This is a genomic window from Pseudoflavitalea sp. G-6-1-2 (assembly GCF_012927185.1).
Classification (GTDB): Bacteria; Bacteroidota; Bacteroidia; order Chitinophagales; family Chitinophagaceae; genus Pseudobacter.
On the sequence record NZ_JABBGB010000003.1, the window covers coordinates 1,097,734 to 1,119,594 of the forward strand.

Genomic DNA, 21,861 nt, shown 5'->3' on the forward strand with positions numbered 1-21,861 from the left:
GCTTCTGGTGGCATAGATACTGAAGTTGTCAGAAGAAACCGGGGTCTGTGACCAGGCCCCGGATGAAAGTATAAAAACGACAAACACAAAAACGTACTTCATTGCTAGTTGTATCCAAAATTTTGTTTAATAATTCCATTGCTTTGAGTAACTGCCGTGCGTGGTAACGGGTACAGTACTTTGAACGATTCTGCGGTTGAAGAACCATCATTGGCTGCACGCTGCGTAAATAGATTCCATCTGATTAGATCGTCTCTTCTCCAGCCTTCGCCCCATAATTCAAAGAGACGTTCATCCTGTATTTTGGCGAGGAACTGCGCTTTGTTCAAACCCTGTGGCAGCGCTGCTACTCCCGCACGTGTGCGTATCAGATTGATGGCATCATATGCATCACTGTTGGGGCCTCCGTTTACTTCGTTGATGCTTTCTGCGAGCATCAGCAATACATCGCCATAACGATAGATGGGCAGATCCACTGCACTCTTCTGCGAATTGGCTTTTGATGGATCAGGACCGAACTTAACCGGCACTGCGCCCATGTCGCCGGCGGTTCTTGCATTTTTATAGATGATGTTGCCGGAGCCGTCCTTGCCGATCGGATAATTTTCCAGCACCACTTTCAATCGTTTATCGTTTGCAGCAAATTTGTCGTAGCTGCTCCATTTCATTTTGTATCCGCCCCATGCTGTGAGTGTGATGCCCGAAGGATCTTTGTAGTCTGCGGGCAGCGCATGCGCGAGCCACATATTGGTGTACTGATCACCTCCGGTGGCTGTGCATACAACGGCGAGGATCATTTCAGGGGATGCTCCGTTCTTATTGGCGATGCTGAACAGGTCTTCGTATTTATCCTGCAATGAATAACCCATTGTTTTTATTTTGTTGCCGGCAGCCACTGCTTTCTCCCACTGCTTCTCGTGCATATACAGTTTCATCAATCCGGTAAGTGCTGCGGCTTTGGAGAATCTGCCGTAGTTGCCTCCGGTGAATCTGTCGGGCAATGCGTCTGCGGCTTCGAGAAAATCCTGCTCTATCTGTTTCACCATTTGTTCGGCTGTAGGCCTGGGTACGGGCGCTGCATATGGATCGGCGGCTATTTTCGGATCGGTGATGATGGTCAATGGACCGTATGCGAAATAGAGTTGTTCTGCATATTGTGCGCGTAATGCCTTCAGTTCTCCGATGAGTCTTTTCTTGAGTGTTTCATCGATCTGAATTGTCTGGATATCTGCAAGTGTGATAGTGATGCGCGAGATGTAAGGAAGATAACGTGTATAGTTATGCGTTACCCAATCGAAGTCCGGTGTAAAATTCAGGGTATGCATTTTGCCCCAGTCGTTGCCCCATGCGCAAACACCTTCGTCTGTGGTCATCATAGCCTGTGTTCTCCATCCGTAAGTGCCGGCGCCCCAGCCGCCCTGCCAGTCTGTACCGCCTGCGAGGCCGGTATAGGCGGCGTTTACAGCTGCTGTAACTCCTTCGGGTGTTTTTACTACAGAGTTGAGATCGCCAAAACTTACATAGTCGAGTTTTTTCTCACAGGCGCTGAAAAGAATCATGCCACCACATACGCAGGCTAAAGAAAAATATTTATTAAGTGTTCGGTTGTTTATCCGTTTCATAACAAGTTCTTTTTAGATCAGAAAGATGCATTGATGCCAAATACATAGCTTTTTACCAGTGGGTAATAATTGGTAGTGCTCAACTCCGGATCGAGGCCAGGATACTTTGTGATAGTGAAAGCATTCTGTACATCGAACGAAACCCTGATGGCTGAGAAGATCTTCTGATTAGCCAGCAGTTTAGCAGGAATGGAATATCCCAGCGTGATGTTCCTTGCACGAAGAAAGTCTGCATCTACAAGCCAGTAGGTGGAGTTGTTCTGATAACCGCCATAGGTATCATCAAACAAAGCAGTAGGGAAATTGCCGCCGGTATTTTTGATGCTCCAGCGCTGGTCTTTGGTTGGCATGGCATTGAATCCGAATGTGAGCATGTCTTTCTCTGTTGCTCTGCCAGCCTGCACCGGCGACCACTTCTGTTGTTTTACACCAGAGAAATAAATGTTGAGATCAAAACCTTTGTATTTGAATGTATTTCCGATGCCAAAAATGAAACGCGGGTCCTGATTGCCGATGTAAGTGCGGTCCGCATCTGTAATTTTCCCGTCGGGTCCGGTGAGATTTCCATTTGCATCGTATCCGTGAATGTCTTTGATGATCACACCGCCGGGCAGCATGTTTGCCATCTGGGCAGGACCTTTGCCTGCATTACCCTGATATATGCCTTCTGCAATGTAGCCCCAGAAAGGAGTGAAGAGTGCATTACGTCCTTTTTCATTTTCGTATTTGGGCAGCACTTTCAATGCTTCGGGAGAACGCTCTACCCAGAAGTTGCGGTAGTGTGAGAAGTTGATATTGGTAGACCAGCTGAATCCACCTGATGCAGCAGCACGGATGTTCTTAGATTCGAGACTCACTTCATATCCGGTAGATCTTGTCTTACCTGCATTGCCATACACACCATTGATGATGAAACCGGCAGGGTAGGGAACAAACGCAATAAGGTTGCGGATGGTTTTATTGAAGTAATCAACCGAACCGGTGATTCTGTTATTGAAAAGGGCGAAGTCTGCACCTACATTTATTTCACCGGCAGTTTCCCAGGTGAGGTTCGGGCTTTCTGCGCGAATGAGCGCCAGGCCCGATGCTACACTATTGTTGCCGAAATATGCGTTGAGACTGGTTCCGTATTGTGCAAAGGCCGCAGATGCAAATGAACTGTTGCCTGTTTCTCCATAACCAACGCGGACTTTGAGGTAGGAGACTGGCTTCAGCGCACTCATCCACGATTCATCAGACAGTACCCAACCTGCTGACACAGCAGGGAAGTAGCCCCATTTTTTGTTGTTGGCAAAAATGGATGATCCGTCTCTTCTTACCGATGCCTGCAGAGAGATATTTCCGTTGAATGTATAGATTGCACGTGCAAAATAAGAAGCCCATGTAGTCTGGCTTTTGCTGGAACCTACAATTGGTTTGTCCGATTGGCCTGATTGCAGCGCGTAGTATTGTGATATGTCAGACAGGAAGTTCTGATTGCCTGCGTTGAGACCTTCCCAGTCTGTTTGCTGGAAAGTATAACCAGCCACTGCATTTACGTGATGCTTCGCACTGATCTCTTTATCGTAGCTGAGTGTGTACTCATACAATTTCGATTGAGAGCCGGACTCGATGATTTCCGCAGATCCGTTGGCTTGTGTGCCGTACAGAAATGTCTTGGGGAAATAAGTAGATCTTTTGGAGGCCGATTGGTCGTAGCTGAAACCAGCTCTGGCTTTCAGTCCGCTGATGATGCTCCATTCTCCATAAGCACTTGTAAGGAATCTGTTTGTTTTGGTGAGATCCGATATCGTTGCGTAAGACAATGGGTTGGGGATGTTCGGATAGTATGGACTCAATGGATAACTGCCATCTGTGCCGCGCAGCGGGATATTCGGAGCCCAGTAAATAGCGGCTGTTACGATGCCTCCGTTTTCCAGTGTTCCATTGGTGATGGTGTTGTTAGATTGAGCATTGGACACCACTATATTGGCGCCTATCTTGATTTTTTTGCTCAGAATATGATCGATATTCAGTCGGCCGTTGTAACGTTTGAAATCGGTTCCGATCAGCACACCTTTCTGATCGAAGTAGTTGCCGGATGCGAAGAATTTTGTTTTGTTATTGCCTCCGGTGAGCGAGATATTGTGCTGTTGTGTGTTGCCCGATTGAGTGATGGCATCCGTGGCAGATTTGCCTGTTGGAGCATTGTCGATTTCCTGCTGGGTGTAAAATGGTTTGTAGGGAGTAACAGTAGAACCATCGACTGAGCCATACCAGGGGCCAATCTTGTTGTCTTTGTACCATTTTTCTTCTCCGAGCAGATTGCGTTCCGTCATGTATTCGCGGGCGCCATACACGGGATACATTTTATCTACCCGCTGAATGCCGTAGGTGCCGGTATATTGAAGCGTTGATTTCCCTTCAACTCCTTTTTTTGTAGTGATCAATACCACGCCGGCACCTGCACGTGCACCGTAGATGGAAGCTGCACTCGCATCTTTCAGAAACTGAATCGATTCAATGTCATTAGGATTGATGAAGTTCATCGGAGATTTATCCACCCCGCCTGATTTGTACTTCGATCCTACGCCGGCATTCATTTCAGGCTGACCCGCATTGTCGTTCACAGGTACTCCGTCGATTACATAGAGTACACCTGCATTGGCGAATGAGGGGTTGCTTCTGATCTGTACGGTAACGCCTGCGCCCGGTTGACCGGTTGCCTGCAAAACCTGCACCCCGGCTGCTTTTCCCTGCAGTGTCTGCTGAAAGCTGGATGCCACGCTGCTGTTCAGGTCCTTGCCTTCCACTTTGGAAACTGCACCAGTTACATTTTTTTGTTTGATGGCGCCGTATCCGATTACGATTACACTCGACAACGATTTGCTGGCGGAAACCAGATTGATGTCGATGGTTGACTGGCCACGGTAGATCCATTCCAGTTCCTCATAACTCACGTGTGTGATCACCAGAACATTTCCGTCCTCGAGGTCGAGGCTAAAGCGGCCATTGTTATCGGTTTGAACGCTTTTGCCGGTTCCTTTTATGGTGATCACAGCGCCGGGAATGCCGTTGCCGTTCTCATCTTTTATTTGTCCGGATACTGCGGCACGCTCTGCATACACCAGGGTACCGGCGGACTCCTTTTCGGATGCCTTTTTTAATACAACAGTGCGCCCTTTGATCTCATAGACCAATGGCTGATTTTTCATCAGTTGATTCAATGCTTCTTTCAGTGGAGCATTTTTCAGATCGAGTGTAACGGGTTGCGTGTTTTCGAGCAGGGAAGCGACATAAAAGAAATTGTATCCGCTTTTACTGCGCAGCTCTTCGAGCGCTTTCTGAAAGGAGGCATTTTTTACAGCCAGCGTAATAGTTTGCGCAGTGGCTGCAAGATTCATTTGCAACAGAGACGCAAGCAGTAAGATCCTGGCGCCGGAAAGCCATTTGCGGAAAGGCCGCTTGCATGGCATGGACGTTAATTTCGGTTTAGTTGATCTCATAAATTTTCGATTGGTTGGAAACTGTTTGCTGAATTACCCGGAGGGTCAGTTTATTATTGTGTGGAGTGGGTTAGAATTTGCTGATGTAAATTTTTCTTCCTTCCTGTCTGCATCGCAGCAGGCTGGTGGTTTGTATGATCTCGAGTATTTCCGGGATGCTCTGACGGAGAGCGAAATTTCCGTTCATTCCATCCATTGGTATATGGCCTTCATAGATCACCTGTATATCGTGAAAGCGGCTGATCTTACGCATGATGCCATAGATGTTTTCATTCCTGAATTCGAGATTGCCTTTCTTCCAGCTCACTGCCATGGCGGTGTCTGCCTTGCGGATGGTGAGTTTGCCTGCATCATCGAGCAGTGTTTGTTCGCCGGGTTCCAGCGTTATCTGATTGTTTACTTTAACTGATCCTTCGAGCAGAGTAGTCTGAACAAGCGGATCATCACTGTAGCTGCTGATATTGAAATGAGTGCCCAATACTTTTACTTCCTGATCCCGCGACTGTACAATGAATGGTTTTTCCTTATCCTTCGCCACTTCAAAATATGCTTCACCGGTCAGTTCCACTCTTCGTTCAGTTGTTGAAGCGAAACTCGCGGGGTATTTCAGGTGCGATGCTGCATTGAGCCAAACATTGGTTCCGTCGGGCAATGTAATATGGCGTTGTTGACCTTTTTCAGTGGCAAGTATATTGTAGGGCATTGATGGTTGTTTGCTGGAAATGTTTACTGAAAAGAATCCTCCGGACATATAAAGTATCAGTACTGCCGCCGCCGCAGCTACACCCGACCAGATGATGAGTTTTCTGTAGCTTTTGCCTTTGATACGGCTTTCAATGTTTTGCAGCATCTGTTGTTGCCTGTCGGGAAAGTCAGCAGGCATGGGGCTTTGCTGCTCCTGTGCTGCATTGCACCAGTTGTTGTACAGCTCAAGATCCTGATCTGTATGGGTGCCGGCTGCAATTCTGTCGATGGCTTGTTGTAATGCTTCCTTACTCATAGTGTGCAGTCACCGGGTTTGAACCGGTTTCTGTATGATAAGGAACATGAACGAAGTGTATCCCCTAAGACATTCAAAAAAATATTACAGAAAAACTGACCAGAAAGACATTTTGCCCAAATGCAGTTTGAGTTTTTTGAGGGAGATGGTCATCTGTGCTTCTACCGTTTTTTCGGAGATGCCAAGCCGGGCGGCGATTTCCTTGTTGGAAAAATATTGTTCCCTGCTCAGCTGATATATTTCTCTCGCCCGTGGCGGCAATGTTTTGATGAAGTCTGCGATGGTTTCGCGGAGTTGTTTTATTTCGAGGTCTTCACCGGTAGAAAGTGTATTGATAGCAATGGGATGTGATGAGAGTATTGCTTCTTTTCTCTTGCTGCTCACGATGATGCGCGACAGCTTGTATTTGATAGCTGCAAGCAGATATCCTTTCAGGTTGCTGATGTTGAGCTTTTCGCGGTTGGTCCAGAGCCAGACGAATATGTCCTGCACTGCATCTGTACATTCTTCATCATTTTGCAGAATATGAAGTGCATACCTGTACATCATTTCGGAGTACCGGAAATAAATGGTGTTGAATGCATCCATGTCTCCGTTACGGAGCTGTTCAGTGAGCAGCAAATCAGTTTGCTGTTCCTGATTGTGGGCTACAGAAAGGTATGGCAGTATGGCTTCTATTTGAATCGTTTTTACGTCGCTGGGAATGACGAATTTTAAACGATACTACCAACATTTATGTAAACTAACAACAGCAAATGGCACGCAAACGATTGTGCTATTTATTATCCGGAATATGTCAATCAGAAAAGGCCGATCTGCTTCATGATACTGGCATTGTCGATCAGGTTCCAGGTCTCGGCAATCTGTCCTTCTTCATTGAAAAGATGCAGGTCCCAAAACGCTGCAGTGATTGGCTTATGTGTAGGTGCAATACCCATTACAGCCTTGTTATGGATAGCTGTAGCGATACTGCGACCCATTACCCAGTTGTCTTCCGCCACTGCATGTTCAACGGTCAGCTGAAGATTGTCCCAGGTGTTGTGCAGCCCCTCGAAAAACTGTTGAATTACCTGCCGTCCTTTCTCCGCAGGCATGGATTTCACGATATGATCAGCAGCATAATATTCTAAGCACCCGGCAATATCTTTCCGGTTGAATGCTTCTTTGGCGGCAAGATAATTGGCTTTGTTTCTTGCTGCCTTGTTTTGTATTTCCATTAAGGATGGTTTATATGAAAGCAATGTTGTTGATGGTTCGAACCATACTCATAAAATACAAAAAATGTATCAGCCGGGAACTTTTTTTTCAGCGTTGTTTCAGTGTTGATTTCAATAGGTTTACTGCCGCTTCCAGCTCTTTTTCGTCCATAGAGGCAAAACCAAAACGAAACGCGTTCTGTTTATTGTAAACCCTTGCTATTCTTAATTCCGGGATTTTTGTGAGTTGCGCAACTGAATAACCCGGCTGTAACTTAACCCAGATGGCCATTCCGCCGGATGGCATCGACCAGGTGATGTATTTGCTGAGGCAAGCTTTCAGCAGGGAATCCAGAAAATCTCTGCGCTGATGGTAAATCTTCTTCGCTTTTTTCAGGTGGCGTTTGATTTCTCCGTTTCTGATCAGAGTGGCGAGCGCGTTTTGCATGTAACCATCACCTCCGGTGTCTATCAGTGCTCTGAGTGCAGTGCATTGTTCGATGAAGTTGGCAGGTGCCACCATAAATCCTATGCGCAGTCCGGGATCGAGAACTTTGGAGAAGGAGCCGATGTAAAGAATATTGCCTTTGTGATTACTGCTGGCCAAAGGCAGATAAGGAGAGGATGTATAATGATAGTCGTAATCATAATCATCTTCGATTATGGCAAACCCATATTTGTTGGAAAGCTCCAGCAGCTTCATTCTTCTTTCCACACTCAATGTAACGGTGGTTGGATAATGATGATGCGGAATCACATACACCGCTGTTATTTTTTTCTTTTTGCAAAGCGTTTCAATGGCAGTTGTATCGATACCATTCTCATCGATATTAACTTCGATAACGTTTGCGCCTGTTTCTTCGAAGGCCTTGCTGGCTACGGGATAGCCGGGTTTGGCTACAATGATGTTCGAACCCGTCTGCAGCAATAACCGGGCGGAAAGATAAATGCTCATCTGTGCTCCATGCGTGATAAGGATGTTCTCTGCACCCATATTCAGCCCTCTTGTTTCGGATAAGTATCGAACCAGTTCGGTACGCAGCATGGCCGTTCCCTGATCTGTTCCGGTATGTGCATTTTTGATGGCGTATTTTCTGGAGGTAAATGTGCGATAGGTTTTGAGCAATTCATCGATGGGCGATAAGCGCACATCGGGATAGCCGTCGTCGATAATCAATGTAGGAATGGACGTTTCAGACTGAGCTTTTACCTGGGCCACTGTTTTTCTGAAGGGCAGTTTGAAATTTCCTGCGAATGGAGAAGCGGATTCTGCCGCATTCCATTTCTGTGGTTTGAGCAACGGGATCCGCTCAGATACCGAAACATGCTTTCTCGGAACAATGGTGATCCAGTCCTGCGCATTCAATTCTTCATACGCAGCAATGGCTGTTTTGCGATGGATGTTCAGTGTCCTCGCCAGTTCACGACTGCCCGGAAGATGCACGCCCGGCCTGAGTGTACCGTTCCTGATGGCGTTGATAATGCTTACGGCAATCTGTTTGTAGACGGCTGTTTTGCTGTTTTTATCGATGAGTATGATCCGTTCGAATGGTAGCATATCTGGACTACTTGATAATTGAAAACTGGATTCCAAAGGTAGTCCAATTAGAAAATACTTTTGTGGAACAAATCAAATCGGTACAACTATGAGTTACAACATCAGAAAAGCCAGTCTGGAAGAATTGGACGAAACCGCGGAATTATTCAATCTATACCGGATCTTTTATCGTCAGCAATCAGATCTGGAAAAGGGCAAAGCCTTTCTGAAAGAACGGATGCTGAACAACGAATCGGATATCTTTCTGGCTTTTGCAGATGGAAAGGCGGTAGGATTTGTGCAGTTGTACAAATTGTTTCACTACACGAAGCTGCAAAAGCAATGGTTGCTGAGCGATCTGTTTGTGCATCCCGATTATCGTGGACGGGGATTGTCTGTGGCACTGATCGACAGAAGCAAGCAGTGGTGCGAAGAAACAGGCGCCTGCGGCCTGATGCTGGAAACCGAAAAAACAAATGAAATCGGCAACCAGCTTTATCCACGTACCGGTTTCGAATACGACGGGGCGCATAATTACTATCATTGGTGGAAATAACAGACCGGCAGCTTAATTTTGACGCATGAACATCTTCGACCTGATCATCAAGAATAAAGAAACCGTAGCCCTCAGCGATGTAATTCTCGATAAGGAAAACAGCGCGAGCATCCGTCAACTGATCAAAGAGCATTCGTATGCCGATGAACTCGCCAAATACGGACTGCCTGTAAACAATAAAGTGTTGTTGTACGGAAGTTCAGGATGCGGCAAAACGATGACGGCTAAAGCCATCGCCGGTGCACTCGGTAAAAATATTCTGATACTCAATCTCAGCAATATCGTGTGTTCACGGATCGGGGAAACGTCTCAGAATATTCAACAGGTATTTGATAAAGCAGCGAAGGAAAAAGCAGTGCTGTTTCTCGATGAGTTCGATCAGATCGGCAAAACAAGAGGAAATGGTGTGCAGGATGTGGAAGAAATGCGCAGACTGGTGAATACACTTATTCAGCTCATCGATTATTTTCCGTCTTATGCGCTGCTGATCTGTGCCACCAATTTTCCGGAGATCATCGATGTTGCATTGATGCGCAGGTTTCAGCTGCGTATTGGATATGAGATGCCGCCAACAGAAATACTCGACGGATATTACGATAAACTGCTGGCCGCGATGCCGGAACAATATCAGGATATCCCGCGCAAATATGATATTTCCTTTGCAGAAGCGAGAGACTACGCATTCACACTGGTGAAATCCTTACTGATCGAAGAGCTGGAGCAAAACAAAAAATTACAGCAGCATGAGTGAAGAAATCCGGAATAACCTGCATAACATCCTTACAAGAATTGAAAATGCCTGCATCAGCAACGGGCGGCAATCCGGTGAAGTGAAATTGTTGCTGGCCACAAAAACAGTGGATGCAGAGCGGATTGCAGTAGCGCTGCAAACCGGACAAACACTGATAGCTGAGAACAAGGTGCAGGAACTCAAGGAGAAATATGAAGCACTGAAACCCATCCCGCATACCAATCATTTTATTGGCCATCTGCAAAGCAATAAGATCAAAGATCTGCTGAAGTACGAAGTGGCCTGTGTGCAATCGCTCGACCGGCTGGAGCTTGCTGAAAAGCTGCATCAGCGTTTATTGTTCGAGAAGAAAACAATCGAAGTGCTGATACAGGTAAACACATCCGGCGAGGAAAGCAAATTTGGTGTTCATCCAGATAATGCTCTCGAACTTGTTCGACAGGTAGCGAAGCTGGAAACCTTACACATAAAAGGACTCATGACCATCGGTCTCTTCAGTTCCGAAACAGAAAAGGTAAGGCAGTGTTTCAGACTGTTGAAAGATATTCAGCAGGCTGTTATCGCGGAAAATATTCCGAATGTGGAGATGAAAGAATTATCGATGGGCATGAGTGGAGATCTGGAAACGGCGATCGCGGAAGGTGCTACCATCGTAAGAGTGGGCACGGCTATTTTCGGAAAACGGATCTATCCTGATAGTTATTACTGGAACGAAAATCAGTAAAGATAAAAAGAAGAAAGGGCGGTTATCATTGTGATAGCCGCCCTTTCTTTTACGCGGGATATTTTAACGTACCATCTTGAATGCTACAAATCCTTTTTTGGTAGCGCCGTACACGCTCAGCCAAACCGGCAGCATCATTTCCGATGAACGGGCATGAGTGATATCGCCCATGTCGATGATATCATTCCATCCAAACTGTTGCAGCAATTCAGTAACGCTTGCTTTGGCAGTGGTGTTGTTTCCTGCCAGCAGCATAGTGGCGTCGCCTCCGCATTTGGAAGCGTTTACCATTACTTCGCAGTTTACGATGTTGAGGGTTTTCACAACATGCGTGTCGGGCAGGAACTGCTGAATGCTTTCACCCAGTGAATTGGTGTTGCAGAGTCCAGGCATGAGCGCGGGCCTTTTGCCAGGCTCGAACAGCAATGGATTGCTTACGTCGATCAGAATTTTGTTGCGGAGATTTTCATTGCCGGCCTGTTTCATTACTTCGAGTGAAACATCACCCTGCGTGCAGTTGAAGACGATGTCTCCGAAAGCCGCAGCGGAAGCGAAAGTGCCGGTGGATGCGTTGTTGCCTTGTTGTTTCGCCCATGCGAGGGCCTTTTCATTGTCGGGAGTGCGCGATCCCATCATTACTTCGTATCCAAGCTGAACCAGTTTGGTGGCGATTGCGTTGCCAACCATGCCTGTTCCAAATACACCTATCTTTTTCATTTAATCGTTGCTGTTTAGTGGTGATGGCCTGCCAGTTCTTTTCCTACATTGTCAGCAGAGAGACCTACCATGAACTGACATCCGTAATCGGGATAGGCAGTTAACATCACCTGTTCAAATTGTTTTCTGGTTTCGTCGTTGAAGATGCCGGTTCCATTGGTGGCTTTCAATACTTCTGAACAGTAGTGGAGGAAGTAAGCGCGCTGTTTATCGAAGTCTTTGAGTTCGCAAACCGGTCCGTGTCCAACGTAGAAAGATTCGTAGCTCTTCAATGAGGGAGCCAGGTTTTCGAGGTTGGAGAGCCAGCGGAGGATACCGCCATCGTTCATGTAAGTGTGGTTGTTCTTGTAGAGGAGGTCGCCGGCAAATACAGCACGGTTCTCATCTTCGAGCAGCCAGATGGAGTTGGCATCACAGTCTCCACCGGCACCGATGTCGAGCACTGTGAAATGCATGTTGCCAATTTTCACCTGATCGTTGTTGTGTACGATTTCGGTAGGGTAGGCCCATTGGGGGATCCACTCATCTCCGAACATGCCGGACCATTGTGCATGTTTTGCCTGTTCGGTATCGAGCATCAGTTGTTTTACTGCGGGTACGGCAAATACAGGAATATCCTGATCCTGCTTCACATTGAAGGCGCCCGCTATGTGATCGGGGTGACCGTGTGTGAGAATGATGCCCGAAATGGGTTTGCCTAAAGAATCAGCCTGTTGACGAAGCGCAAGGCTATCGCTTTTTGTGAGGGTTGTATCCACAATTACCAGCTCATCGTTACCTTCTACAATGAAGGCCTTTACTTGCAACATCGGTTCTTTTGATGTATAAGTATGAATTTTTCTTTTCATGTTATATTTTTGGGTCCTTGTAAAGAAGACCAAAAGTAAACTGAACCCAAATCGTGCACAATAGCTGTCAATTCTGACAGGTGCAAAAAATAATTATGATCATCAACGGAAAAGAAGCCGGGTTTAAACTGCATGGGAAAACCTACCACTGTGCGATGGATATCACCATGGATTATATCGGAGGCAAATGGAAGTCGGTAATTCTATGGTATCTGCGTAACAACACCATGCGTTTTATGGAACTGAAACAACGCATTCCGGACATCACTGAGAAAATGCTGAGCCTGCAATTGAAAGCGCTGGAGGGAGATGGACTGATACAACGCGCATCATTCGGAACCAAGCCACCGCTTCGCGTGGAATATTCCTTAACCGAGTTCGGAAAAACTTTGATTGAACCGCTTGAAACCATTGCCAGATGGGGGCGGACGCTGGGTGAGACTGCAGGGACCATTCAAATGATGGAGTAGAGGAAAGGCTATTTTTTGTTCAGCCAGTCAGCTGCTGCACTGAGCAATAACTTGGGATCTATGTCGGGATTATGCACCAATCCAACAAACCTGGCAGACTGTTTTGGAGTGGAATGCACTATGCTCAACTGCACATTGTTTTCGTGAATTACCAATGCTTGATGCTGTTTTCCGGATTGCAAAAATGCGATGATTTTTTCCGAAGATTCAATGGCAGTTTTGGTGGGAAATCTGATGGGAGCAGTGATGGTCATCACAACAGTGGCTCCTTTTGGAACATCATTTTGCACAGCAGCTCTGATATCTCTTAACAAGCGAATAACAACTCCGTCGAAGCGAAGGCCCATTTTTTTGACGGTAGAACCGGCGAGGGCGGCAATTTCGAGACCGTTTTGTTTTTCTGATTGTTCCATAGGTTTTATTTGGCTCTCTAATTTAATGATAAAATAAAACGGGAAGCTCACTACGCATACGTTTGTTTGAAATCTTTCTGCGCATACCCCTGCCTGCATCTTTTTAACTACTTTTAACCACCAACAAAAGTTTAGTACATGCGAATTGTTTTCAGTTTATTAATGGCTATAACCTGCTGTGCGGCTGCATCTGCGCAGACAGTGAATATTATTCCCCAGCCTGTTTCCGTGAAAACCGGTAAAGGACAGTTCACCGTTTCACCATCAACAGTACTGGTAGTGCAGGATGAAGGCGACCGGAAAGCTGCCGACTTCTTAAACAAGTACCTCAGACAATATTATGGATTCAGTTTGCCGGTAAAGAAACAGGCAACAAAGAATGCCATTCGTTTCAATACACGAAAATTCATCAGAAAGCCGGATAACGATGCATATTCTTTCAGCTCAACCCCAGCAGGAGTAAGCATCGACGGCGATACGTATGAAGGAACCTTCTACGGAATGCAAACCTTAATTCAACTGCTGCCGCTCACCAAATCAAAATCACTGGCTATTCCTGCCGTATCGATTCAGGATGAACCCCGCTTTGGATATCGTGGTATGATGCTCGATTGCAGCCGTCACTTCTTCGATCTGGCATTCGTAAAAAAATACATCGATTACCTGGCGCTGCACAAATTCAACTATTTCCACTGGCACCTTACCGATGATCAGGGATGGCGCATAGAGATAAAAAAATATCCTGAGCTGATGAGCAAGGGTGCATGGCGCAATGGAACGGTTATTGGCCGTTATCCCGGAACGGGCAACGACAATGAACATTACGGCGGATACTACACACAGGAGCAGGTGAAAGAAATTGTGCAATATGCAGCAGACAGACATATCACAGTTGTTCCCGAAATTGAAATGCCGGGCCACGCAAGCGCTGCCATCACGGCCTATCCTGATCTGAGCTGTTTCCCTGAAACACCCACTAAGGCATACTATCCGAAAGAATGTGCCTGGGCTGGCGACAGTACCGGCAAACAGGTGGTACAGAGCTGGGGTGTATACGCAGATGTATTCTGCGCAGGAAAAGAAAATACATTTAAATTTCTGCAGGATGTGATCGATGAGATCCTTCCATTGTTCCCTTCACAATACATTCACGTGGGTGGCGACGAATGCCCCAAATCGAACTGGCAGAAATGCGCCAAATGCCAGCAACGCATGAAGGAAAATAACCTGAAAGATGAACACGAGCTTCAGAGCTACTTCATTCAGCGCATGGAAAAATACATCAACGAAAAAGGCAAAACCCTTATCGGATGGGATGAAATTCTCGAAGGTGGTCTCGCTCCCAATGCATGGGTAATGAGCTGGAGAGGGGAGAAAGGCGGAATCGAAGCTGCAAAGCAACACCATAACGTGATCATGACACCCACTGATTATGTATACTTCGATTACAATCAAACGAAGAAAGAAGACTCTGTTACCATCGGCGGGTACATCAATCTGGAAAAAGTATACGGCTACAATCCTGTTCCGAAAGAACTGACAGCAGAGGAAGGAAAATTCATTGTGGGAGCACAGGCCAATCTCTGGACCGAATACGTTACCAATCCAGGAAAGGTGGAATACATGGTGTTCCCGCGTATGACGGCCCTTAGCGAAGTATTATGGACACCGCTTGAAAAGAAGAACTGGCCTGCATTTGAGAAGAAACTCAAAACCCAGTACAAACGCTACGATCGCTGGGGATCCGATTATCACAAAGAGCATTTCAAGGCTACTGCAGCCAATAAATAGGTAATTAACACTAATGTTCGTGCCGCTGGTAATTATTATCAGCGGCTTTTTTGTTTGGTGAAAGTGCTTAATTTTAATTCACCATGAAAGAAGATATCATTGTGCAGATCAGTAACCGGCTGAAAGAAAGCCGTAAAGATAAAAGCATCACGTTGCAGGAACTGGCAGACTCTGCCGGTGTAACAAAAGGACTGCTGTCGCAGATCGAAAACGGAAGAACCATTCCTTCCCTGCAGGTGCTGCTCAATCTGATCAAAGAGCTGAAGCTCGATCTGAATGAATTCTTCAAAGACATCAATCTGCATGGTCCCGAAAGCAAAGTACTGGTGAGACGCAGGAGCGATCATCAGGCATTCGAGAAAGAGAATGCTATCGGCTTTCATTACAAACGTATCTTCTCCACCACCATTCAGGAGCATATCGTAGACTTTGTTATTCTTACATTGGACCCCGGTTGTTCACGTCCACCTGTAGAAACGGAAGCCTTCGAATTCAAATACATCCTCTCCGGAAAAGTAACATACACTGTCGCCGATCAGCAATATGATCTCGAAGCAGGCGACTCCATTTTCTTTGATGCAGCAGAAACGCATAACCCTTACAACAACTCAAAAGAGCCGGTAACAATGCTGGTTATTTACTTCTTCAAAAACCGGAAGTAATTGATATACAAGGTGTTTTAATGTGTTTTTAATGCCTGAATTTGTTTAGTATATGTAAACAAATGGCGTTTATAAAGACTTTAAAGTTTAGTATATCTTAACTTTAACGTAATTTTTGCAACATAACAAGATAACATAGCAGCAATAGTTTTGGGGCCAATTCTTAAAACTCATTGCTAGTATGTACAACCAACTCCAGCAGTTTATGCTGGCCATTCTTTTCCTGATTTCAGTACCGGTTACTGCCCTTGCGCAGCAGGATGTAAATGGCCAGGTAATCTCTGCCGAAAACAGGCAGCCGATAGCAGGTGCTACCATTACTTTAAAAAACAATGGCAAAAGAACTTTAACCGATGCAGGTGGATATTTCCGCATCCATGCCAATTCCGGCGACCTGCTGATTGTTAGCAGCGTTGGATATATGGTGAAAGAAGTTGCTGCCGGAAGCGACACCATCATTTCTCTCGCTACAGATCCTAAGAACCTCTCCGAAGTAGTTGTTACTGCATTAGGCATCAAAAAAGAAAAAAAGAAACTGGGTTACTCCATTCAGGAAGTTCGCGGTGAAGACCTCGTGAAAGCACGCGAACCAAATCCACTCAACGGTCTCGTTGGTAAAGTAGCAGGCCTTACTGTGGGCGCTTCCGCCGAAATGCTTGCTGCTCCTCAGTTGATCCTTCGCGGCCGCAATATCGATCTCTTTGTTGTGGACGGTGTTCCTATCAATTCCGATACCTGGAACATTAGTCCTGACGACATTGAAACATACACTGTTCTAAAAGGCGTTACTGCCGCTGCTCTCTATGGTTCCCGCGGCCTCAACGGCGCTATCATGATCACCACTAAACGCGGCTCACGCGATAAACGTGGCTACGCCATCGAGTTCAACAGCAGCACCATGGTGGACAAAGGATTCAATGCAATTCCTAAAGTGCAGGACGAATACGGCCCCGGCGATCACGGCAAATATGCTTTCAAAGATGGAAAGGGTGGTGGTACCAATGATGGCGACTATGATGTATGGGGACCAAAATTCGAAGGTCAGCTCATTCCTCAGTACGATAGTCCTGTTGATCCGAATACCGGTGAAAGAAAAGGAACACCATGGACCAACCGCGGAAAGAACAACCTTACACGCTTCCTGAATCCTGGAATTCTTTCTACCAACAACGTAGCTGTATCAGCACGTGGTGATAAATATGATCTCCGTTTCTCACTATCGCATACTTACCAGAAGAGCATCGTGCCTAACATGAAGCTCAACATCACCAACTTCAATATTTCAGCAGGTTACAATTTCTCTGATAAGGTGAGAATGGAAGCCAACTTCAACTACAACCGTCAGTACACACCCAACTTCCCCGATGTAGCTTATGGTCCCAACAGCCTTATCTACAATATGGTGATCTGGGCAGGTGCAGACTGGAATGTAGACGATATGCGCAATTACTGGCAGCCCGGTAAAGAAGGCAGACAAAGCATTTACGCAGAATACCAGCGTTATCACAACCCCTACTTTGTGGTATACGAATGGCTGCGTGGTCATTACAAAACCGATATGAACGGTTATGCCAAACTGACCTACAAACCAACTAAAAACTGGGAGATCCTGGCGCGCACACAGGTTACTACGTATGATCTTTTCCGTGACGAAAAAATGCCTTTCTCTGCTCACCCTTATGGAAGAGAAGAAGGCCGTGGTGATTATCGTGAAGACAAGCGCTCACTTTTCGAGAATAACAGTGATGTGCTGGCTACTTATACCAACAATATCGGAGCAGTTAGCATCAAAGCTTCTGCCGGTGGTAACATCCGCAGCTTCAGATATAACTCCAGCTTCGTAACAACTGATTATCTCAATGTACCAGGTTGGTACAATTTCAATAACTCACGCAATCCGGTTAAAGCCTCTGGCTTCAATAGTGATATGCTTGTGTTGAGCGGATATGGCTATGTAGATATCGGGCTCAGCAAATACGCTACTGTTTCATTGACTGGTCGTCTCGATAAACATTCTACACTCCCTTCCGATCACAATGTGGGTTTCTATCCCGGTGTGTCTGTGAGCACAGTGGTAAGTGATTATGTGCAGATGCCTGAATATATCTCCATGGTGAAACTGCGTGGTTCATATGCCAACGTAAAAGGTGGTATCACTGCAACGCAGATCGGTGCTACGCCGCAGGCCAGCTATCCAATCGGTTATGGAATGGAGTACCTGAGCAGCTATGATGGTCCGTCTTATCAGAACTCGGGTTCTTACACTGTTCGTCCGGTTTACAACAATCAGCCTGGTGCATTTTTCACTGATCAGCTGCCTAACCCTGAGATCAAACCCTTTACCAGTACTGCTTATGAAGCAGGTGCAGATATCCGCTTCCTCAGAAACCGTGTAGGTATTGAAGCTACTTACTTCCTTACCAATGATGGTCCCCGTATCTTCTCTCTGCCTCTTTCAGAAACCACCGGTTATACTGGTGTGCTGAAGAATGGTATCACCACACGCAAAACCGGTTGGGAAGTTTCTCTCACCGGAACTCCGTTGAAAAGTGCCAAGGGACTCAACTGGGATGTAATGGTGAACTGGTCTACTTTCAAAGAAGTATATACGAAGTTCTATGATGATGTAAAACAACTGGATCTCTACACCAAAATCGGCAGCCGCGTAGATCAGTTCGTTGGTTCTGCATTCGTAAAAACGCCTGAAGGAAAAATCATTTACGATGGTGGTGGATTGCCTATCCGCAACCCCATCAATCAGATTCAGGGATATACCAATCCCGACTGGGTTTGGAGTGTGATTAACAATTTCAGCTATAAGAATTTTCGTCTCGGTTTCCAGTTCGATGGACGAGTAGGTGGAAAGATGATCAACTATATTCAACAGCAAACATACCGTGGCGGCCGTCACATAAACACTGTTGAAGGTGCTATGGGCGCAGCACGCTATCAGGATTACAAAGGGGTAAAATCATGGGTTGGTGAAGGCGTAACTGTGAACAATGGTGTAGGTATCAACTACGACAATCTCGGTAATGTAACCAACTACAAAGACCTCGCTTACGCACCAAACACCAAAGCCACTTACCTGCAGGATTATATCAGCTTCTACTACAGCACCAACGAAGCGAACCTGATCAGTAAAACATTTGCGAAGCTGCGTGAAGTAACACTCACTTACAGCCTTCCTCAGACTTTGCTGAAGCGTTCATTCTTCAGACAGGCGAGCATTTCACTGGTAGGCCGTAACCTGTTCTACTTCTCCAAATACAAAGACGTAGATATCGATCAGTATGCTGGTCCGCAAGGTTCTTCCAACCTGCAGACACCTACTACAAGAAGATATGGTGTAAACCTCAACCTGGTGTTCTAATCACTTCAAAAAAGAGAAACATGAAATCAACCAAAATACTCCTGACACTGATCACTGCCGGAGCCCTGGCAGCAGGTTGTCAGAAAAAGTTCAACGATTACGAAGCAAATCCTAATCGCCCGTTAACTGTACCTCCGAATCTGCTGCTGACCGGTGTATTGTCAGACATGAACGGAGATAAGCCATGGAGCAATGTCAGCCGCTGGAATCAGTTCGATAACTGCAATTACAATTATTACGGCGATCAGCGTTATGACTGGACGGGTGCTTCCCTCAACTACCTCACACTGAAAAATGTAGTGAAGATGGAAGAAGAAGCGCAGAAGATCGGCGAAGAAGAGAAGAAAGCGTACCTGGCCATCGGCAAATTCATCCGCGCCTGGTATTTCTACCGCATGACCAATCTGGTTGGAGACCTTCCGATGACCGAAGCATTGAAAGGTATGGATAATACCAGACCTAAATATGATTCGCAGAAAGAGATTTTTGTGCAGATACTGAAATGGCTCGATGAAGCAAACAATGAACTGGCGGCACTTACAGCCGGTTTCAACGGAAATGCAAAGATCGACGGTGATATTTATTTCAACGATAAAACCTCCTGGCGCCGTGCTATCAATACGTTCCGTTTGCGTGTGTTGATTTTGCTGAGCAACAAAACAGCCGATGCCGATCTGAAAGTAAAGCAGGATTTTGCTGCAGTAATGGCGGATGCTGTCAAATATCCGTTGATGCGCAGCAATGCTGAAAACCTTCAGTACATCTACAACAATTTCAACAAGTATCCCAGCAATCCTGATAACCTTGGTAACGATGCTACGAGATACAACATGTCTTCGAGCTACCTCAATACACTGGTTGATCTGAAAGATGCCCGCGCATTTGTAACGGCAGAGCCTGCAACACAGCAGTTGAATGAATTCCATAAAACACCGGCTGACATCACTGCATATGTAGGTGCAGAATCAGGTGAAGAGCTGGCTGTGATGTCTTCAAAAATGTCGAACGTAGATACGGCAGCGTATTCAGTTCGGAGCAGAAGCCGTTACTATTCAAGTTATACAGCTGAACCCGGAACATTGATCGGTTATGCAGAATTGTGTTTCAATATCGCTGAAGCCATTAACCGCGGCTGGATAACAGGCAATGCTGAAACATGGTATAAGAATGGGATCAAAGCTTCTATGACACTCTATGGAATTCCTGTAGATGCAGCTGGCAATATCTCCAAGATATACCCATACGGCTCGCCTAAAGCTGTTACCTATACTATCCCTTTCGATTTTGAAGCTGTTTATTATGTACAGGGAAAAGTGAAATATGCCGGCGACAATGCGGATGGCCTCAAACAAATTCTTACACAGAAATACCTTGCATTCTTCCAGAACTCAGGCTGGGAAGCGTATTTCAACTGGAGACGTACTGGAGTACCAACCTTCAGTACCGGCGTAGGTACAGGAAACAGCGGCCGTATCCCCAAAAGATTCCGCTATCCCAACTCTGAATCAACTACCAATACCGACAATCTCAAAGAAGCACTGAAGAATCAGTTTTCCGGAGCGGACGATATCAATGCAGATATGTGGTTGCTGAAGTAAAATAATTGTTACCAATCAAACAGAACTGATGAAAAGAATATTCGTGGCCTGCTGTATGCTCATGGGAATGAGCAGCAGCATGGCACAGACAAAAAAAGCAGCAAACGTAGTAGTGGTTACGCTCGATGGATTCCGCTGGCAGGAAATGTTTGGCGGAGCCGATGAACAACTGATCAATGATCCGTCGTATTCATTCGACACTGCTGCGCTGAAGAAAAAATACTGGGCGGCAACTCCGCAGGAGCGCAGAGCAAAACTGCTTCCTTTTGTGTGGAATACCATTGCGAAGCAAGGACAGCTGCATGGCAACCGCACACTCGGCAGCAACGTGAATGTGAAGAACAGGTATTGGTTCTCTTATCCCGGTTACAATGAGATCTTCAGCGGATACCCCGATACACTGGTCAATTCAAATGATCCCACGCCGAACGCAAATGTTACAGTGCTGGAGTTTCTGAATAACCAGCCTGCGTTTAAAGGCAAAGTAGCTGCATTCACTTCATGGGATTGCTTCGATGGCATCTTCAACGAAAAGCGTGCAGGGTTTCCGGTGAGTGCAGGATTTGATTCACTAAAAATGAAACAGCCCGCATTCAGATTGCTCAATGAAATGCAGTTTCTTTCTCCGCAGCCCTTGGGTGAAGGAGTACGTCCTGATCATCTCACCTATACAATCGGCAAAGAATATCTGCGCCAATATGCGCCCCGCGTGCTTTACATCGGATTCGATGAAACAGACGACTATGCACATGGCGGCCGATACGATTTCTATCTCAATACTGCACATGCAACCGACAAATGGCTAGCCGATCTCTGGAACACGCTTCAGTCGATTCCGCAATATCGCAATAACACAACCTTGCTGGTCACCACAGATCATGGTCGTGGTGATATTGTGAAGAAAGATTGGAGAAGTCATGGCAGTGAGATCGAAGGTTCTGATCAGATATGGTTTGCTGCAATCGGTGTTGGCATCAAAGCCGAAGGCGAGAGCAATAAATCGGAGCAATTGTATCAGGCGCAGATCGCATCCACCATTGCAGCGCTGCTGGGACTGCGGTTTACACCGCCACAACCTGTGGCAGCTCACCTGCCGGTGATCATGAAATAATCAAACA

At 46.1% G+C, this 21,861-nt stretch carries 18 protein-coding genes; 9 read left to right on the forward strand and 9 right to left on the reverse strand.

Annotated features, from left to right (window positions below; genetic code table 11):
- Positions 1-104 precede the first annotated feature (104 nt).
- The 6 genes from HHL16_RS21830 to HHL16_RS21855 form a co-directional block, all read right to left on the reverse strand.
- Positions 105-1,622, reverse strand: a complete 1,518-nt coding sequence (locus tag HHL16_RS21830; protein ID WP_169427457.1) for a RagB/SusD family nutrient uptake outer membrane protein — start codon at positions 1,620-1,622, stop codon at positions 105-107.
- Between the two features lie 17 nt (positions 1,623-1,639).
- The gene (locus tag HHL16_RS21835) at positions 1,640-5,107 is read right to left on the reverse strand and encodes a TonB-dependent receptor (protein ID WP_169427458.1); all 3,468 of its coding nucleotides are present in this window, start codon (positions 5,105-5,107) and stop codon (positions 1,640-1,642) included.
- A gap of 70 nt (positions 5,108-5,177) precedes the next feature.
- Complete coding sequence (locus tag HHL16_RS21840) at positions 5,178-6,107, reverse strand: FecR family protein (protein ID WP_169427459.1); 930 nt, start codon at positions 6,105-6,107, stop codon at positions 5,178-5,180.
- An 84-nt stretch (positions 6,108-6,191) separates the two neighbouring features.
- A complete protein-coding gene (locus HHL16_RS21845) occupies positions 6,192-6,728 on the reverse strand; it encodes an RNA polymerase sigma-70 factor (RefSeq protein WP_206022535.1) in 537 nt (178 codons plus the stop codon).
- Positions 6,729-6,907: 179 nt separating this feature from the next.
- The gene (locus tag HHL16_RS21850; protein ID WP_169427460.1) at positions 6,908-7,324 is read right to left on the reverse strand and encodes an ester cyclase; all 417 of its coding nucleotides are present in this window, start codon (positions 7,322-7,324) and stop codon (positions 6,908-6,910) included.
- Between the two features lie 88 nt (positions 7,325-7,412).
- Positions 7,413-8,861, reverse strand: coding sequence for a PLP-dependent aminotransferase family protein (locus HHL16_RS21855; protein WP_169427461.1), 1,449 nt, complete (start codon positions 8,859-8,861; stop codon positions 7,413-7,415).
- A gap of 88 nt (positions 8,862-8,949) precedes the next feature.
- On the opposite strand from HHL16_RS21855, the gene HHL16_RS21860 reads away from it, so the two are divergent.
- The 3 genes from HHL16_RS21860 to HHL16_RS21870 are packed head-to-tail and all read left to right on the forward strand — an operon-like array spanning position 8,950 to position 10,871.
- Positions 8,950-9,396, forward strand: a complete 447-nt coding sequence (locus HHL16_RS21860) for a GNAT family N-acetyltransferase (protein WP_169427462.1) — start codon at positions 8,950-8,952, stop codon at positions 9,394-9,396.
- A 25-nt stretch (positions 9,397-9,421) separates the two neighbouring features.
- Positions 9,422-10,147: an ATP-binding protein gene (locus HHL16_RS21865; RefSeq protein ID WP_169427463.1), complete on the forward strand. Its 726-nt coding sequence runs from the start codon at positions 9,422-9,424 to the stop codon at positions 10,145-10,147.
- A complete protein-coding gene (locus tag HHL16_RS21870; protein ID WP_169427464.1) occupies positions 10,140-10,871 on the forward strand; it encodes a YggS family pyridoxal phosphate-dependent enzyme in 732 nt (243 codons plus the stop codon). The genes HHL16_RS21865 and HHL16_RS21870 overlap by 8 nt, the downstream gene beginning before the upstream one ends.
- A gap of 63 nt (positions 10,872-10,934) precedes the next feature.
- Here the strand turns inward: HHL16_RS21870 and HHL16_RS21875 are convergent, their stop codons facing one another.
- Positions 10,935-11,588, reverse strand: coding sequence for an NAD(P)-binding domain-containing protein (locus tag HHL16_RS21875; RefSeq protein ID WP_169427465.1), 654 nt, complete (start codon positions 11,586-11,588; stop codon positions 10,935-10,937).
- A gap of 14 nt (positions 11,589-11,602) precedes the next feature.
- Entirely contained in the window at positions 11,603-12,436 is an 834-nt protein-coding gene (locus tag HHL16_RS21880) for an MBL fold metallo-hydrolase (RefSeq protein ID WP_169427466.1), read from the reverse strand.
- 95 nt (positions 12,437-12,531) lie between these two features.
- Here HHL16_RS21880 and HHL16_RS21885 point away from each other — a divergent pair, with 95 nt between their 5' ends.
- Positions 12,532-12,906, forward strand: coding sequence for a helix-turn-helix domain-containing protein (locus HHL16_RS21885; protein WP_169427467.1), 375 nt, complete (start codon positions 12,532-12,534; stop codon positions 12,904-12,906).
- An 8-nt stretch (positions 12,907-12,914) separates the two neighbouring features.
- On the opposite strand, the gene HHL16_RS21890 is transcribed toward HHL16_RS21885, so the two are convergent.
- Positions 12,915-13,319 (reverse strand): hypothetical protein, encoded by a 405-nt coding sequence (locus HHL16_RS21890; RefSeq protein ID WP_169427468.1) that lies wholly within the window; start codon positions 13,317-13,319, stop codon positions 12,915-12,917.
- A 138-nt stretch (positions 13,320-13,457) separates the two neighbouring features.
- Here HHL16_RS21890 and HHL16_RS21895 point away from each other — a divergent pair, with 138 nt between their 5' ends.
- From HHL16_RS21895 to HHL16_RS21915, 5 genes are all read left to right on the forward strand, one after another.
- Positions 13,458-15,110, forward strand: coding sequence for a beta-N-acetylhexosaminidase (locus HHL16_RS21895; RefSeq protein ID WP_169427469.1), 1,653 nt, complete (start codon positions 13,458-13,460; stop codon positions 15,108-15,110).
- Positions 15,111-15,193: 83 nt separating this feature from the next.
- On the forward strand, positions 15,194-15,772 hold the full coding sequence (locus tag HHL16_RS21900) for an XRE family transcriptional regulator (RefSeq protein ID WP_169427470.1): 579 nt from the start codon (positions 15,194-15,196) through the stop codon (positions 15,770-15,772).
- A gap of 181 nt (positions 15,773-15,953) precedes the next feature.
- On the forward strand, positions 15,954-19,145 hold the full coding sequence (locus HHL16_RS21905; protein WP_169427471.1) for a SusC/RagA family TonB-linked outer membrane protein: 3,192 nt from the start codon (positions 15,954-15,956) through the stop codon (positions 19,143-19,145).
- Positions 19,146-19,165: 20 nt separating this feature from the next.
- Positions 19,166-20,743, forward strand: a complete 1,578-nt coding sequence (locus tag HHL16_RS21910; RefSeq protein ID WP_169427472.1) for a SusD/RagB family nutrient-binding outer membrane lipoprotein — start codon at positions 19,166-19,168, stop codon at positions 20,741-20,743.
- A gap of 28 nt (positions 20,744-20,771) precedes the next feature.
- On the forward strand, positions 20,772-21,854 hold the full coding sequence (locus tag HHL16_RS21915) for an alkaline phosphatase family protein (protein WP_169427473.1): 1,083 nt from the start codon (positions 20,772-20,774) through the stop codon (positions 21,852-21,854).
- Positions 21,855-21,861 lie beyond the last annotated feature (7 nt).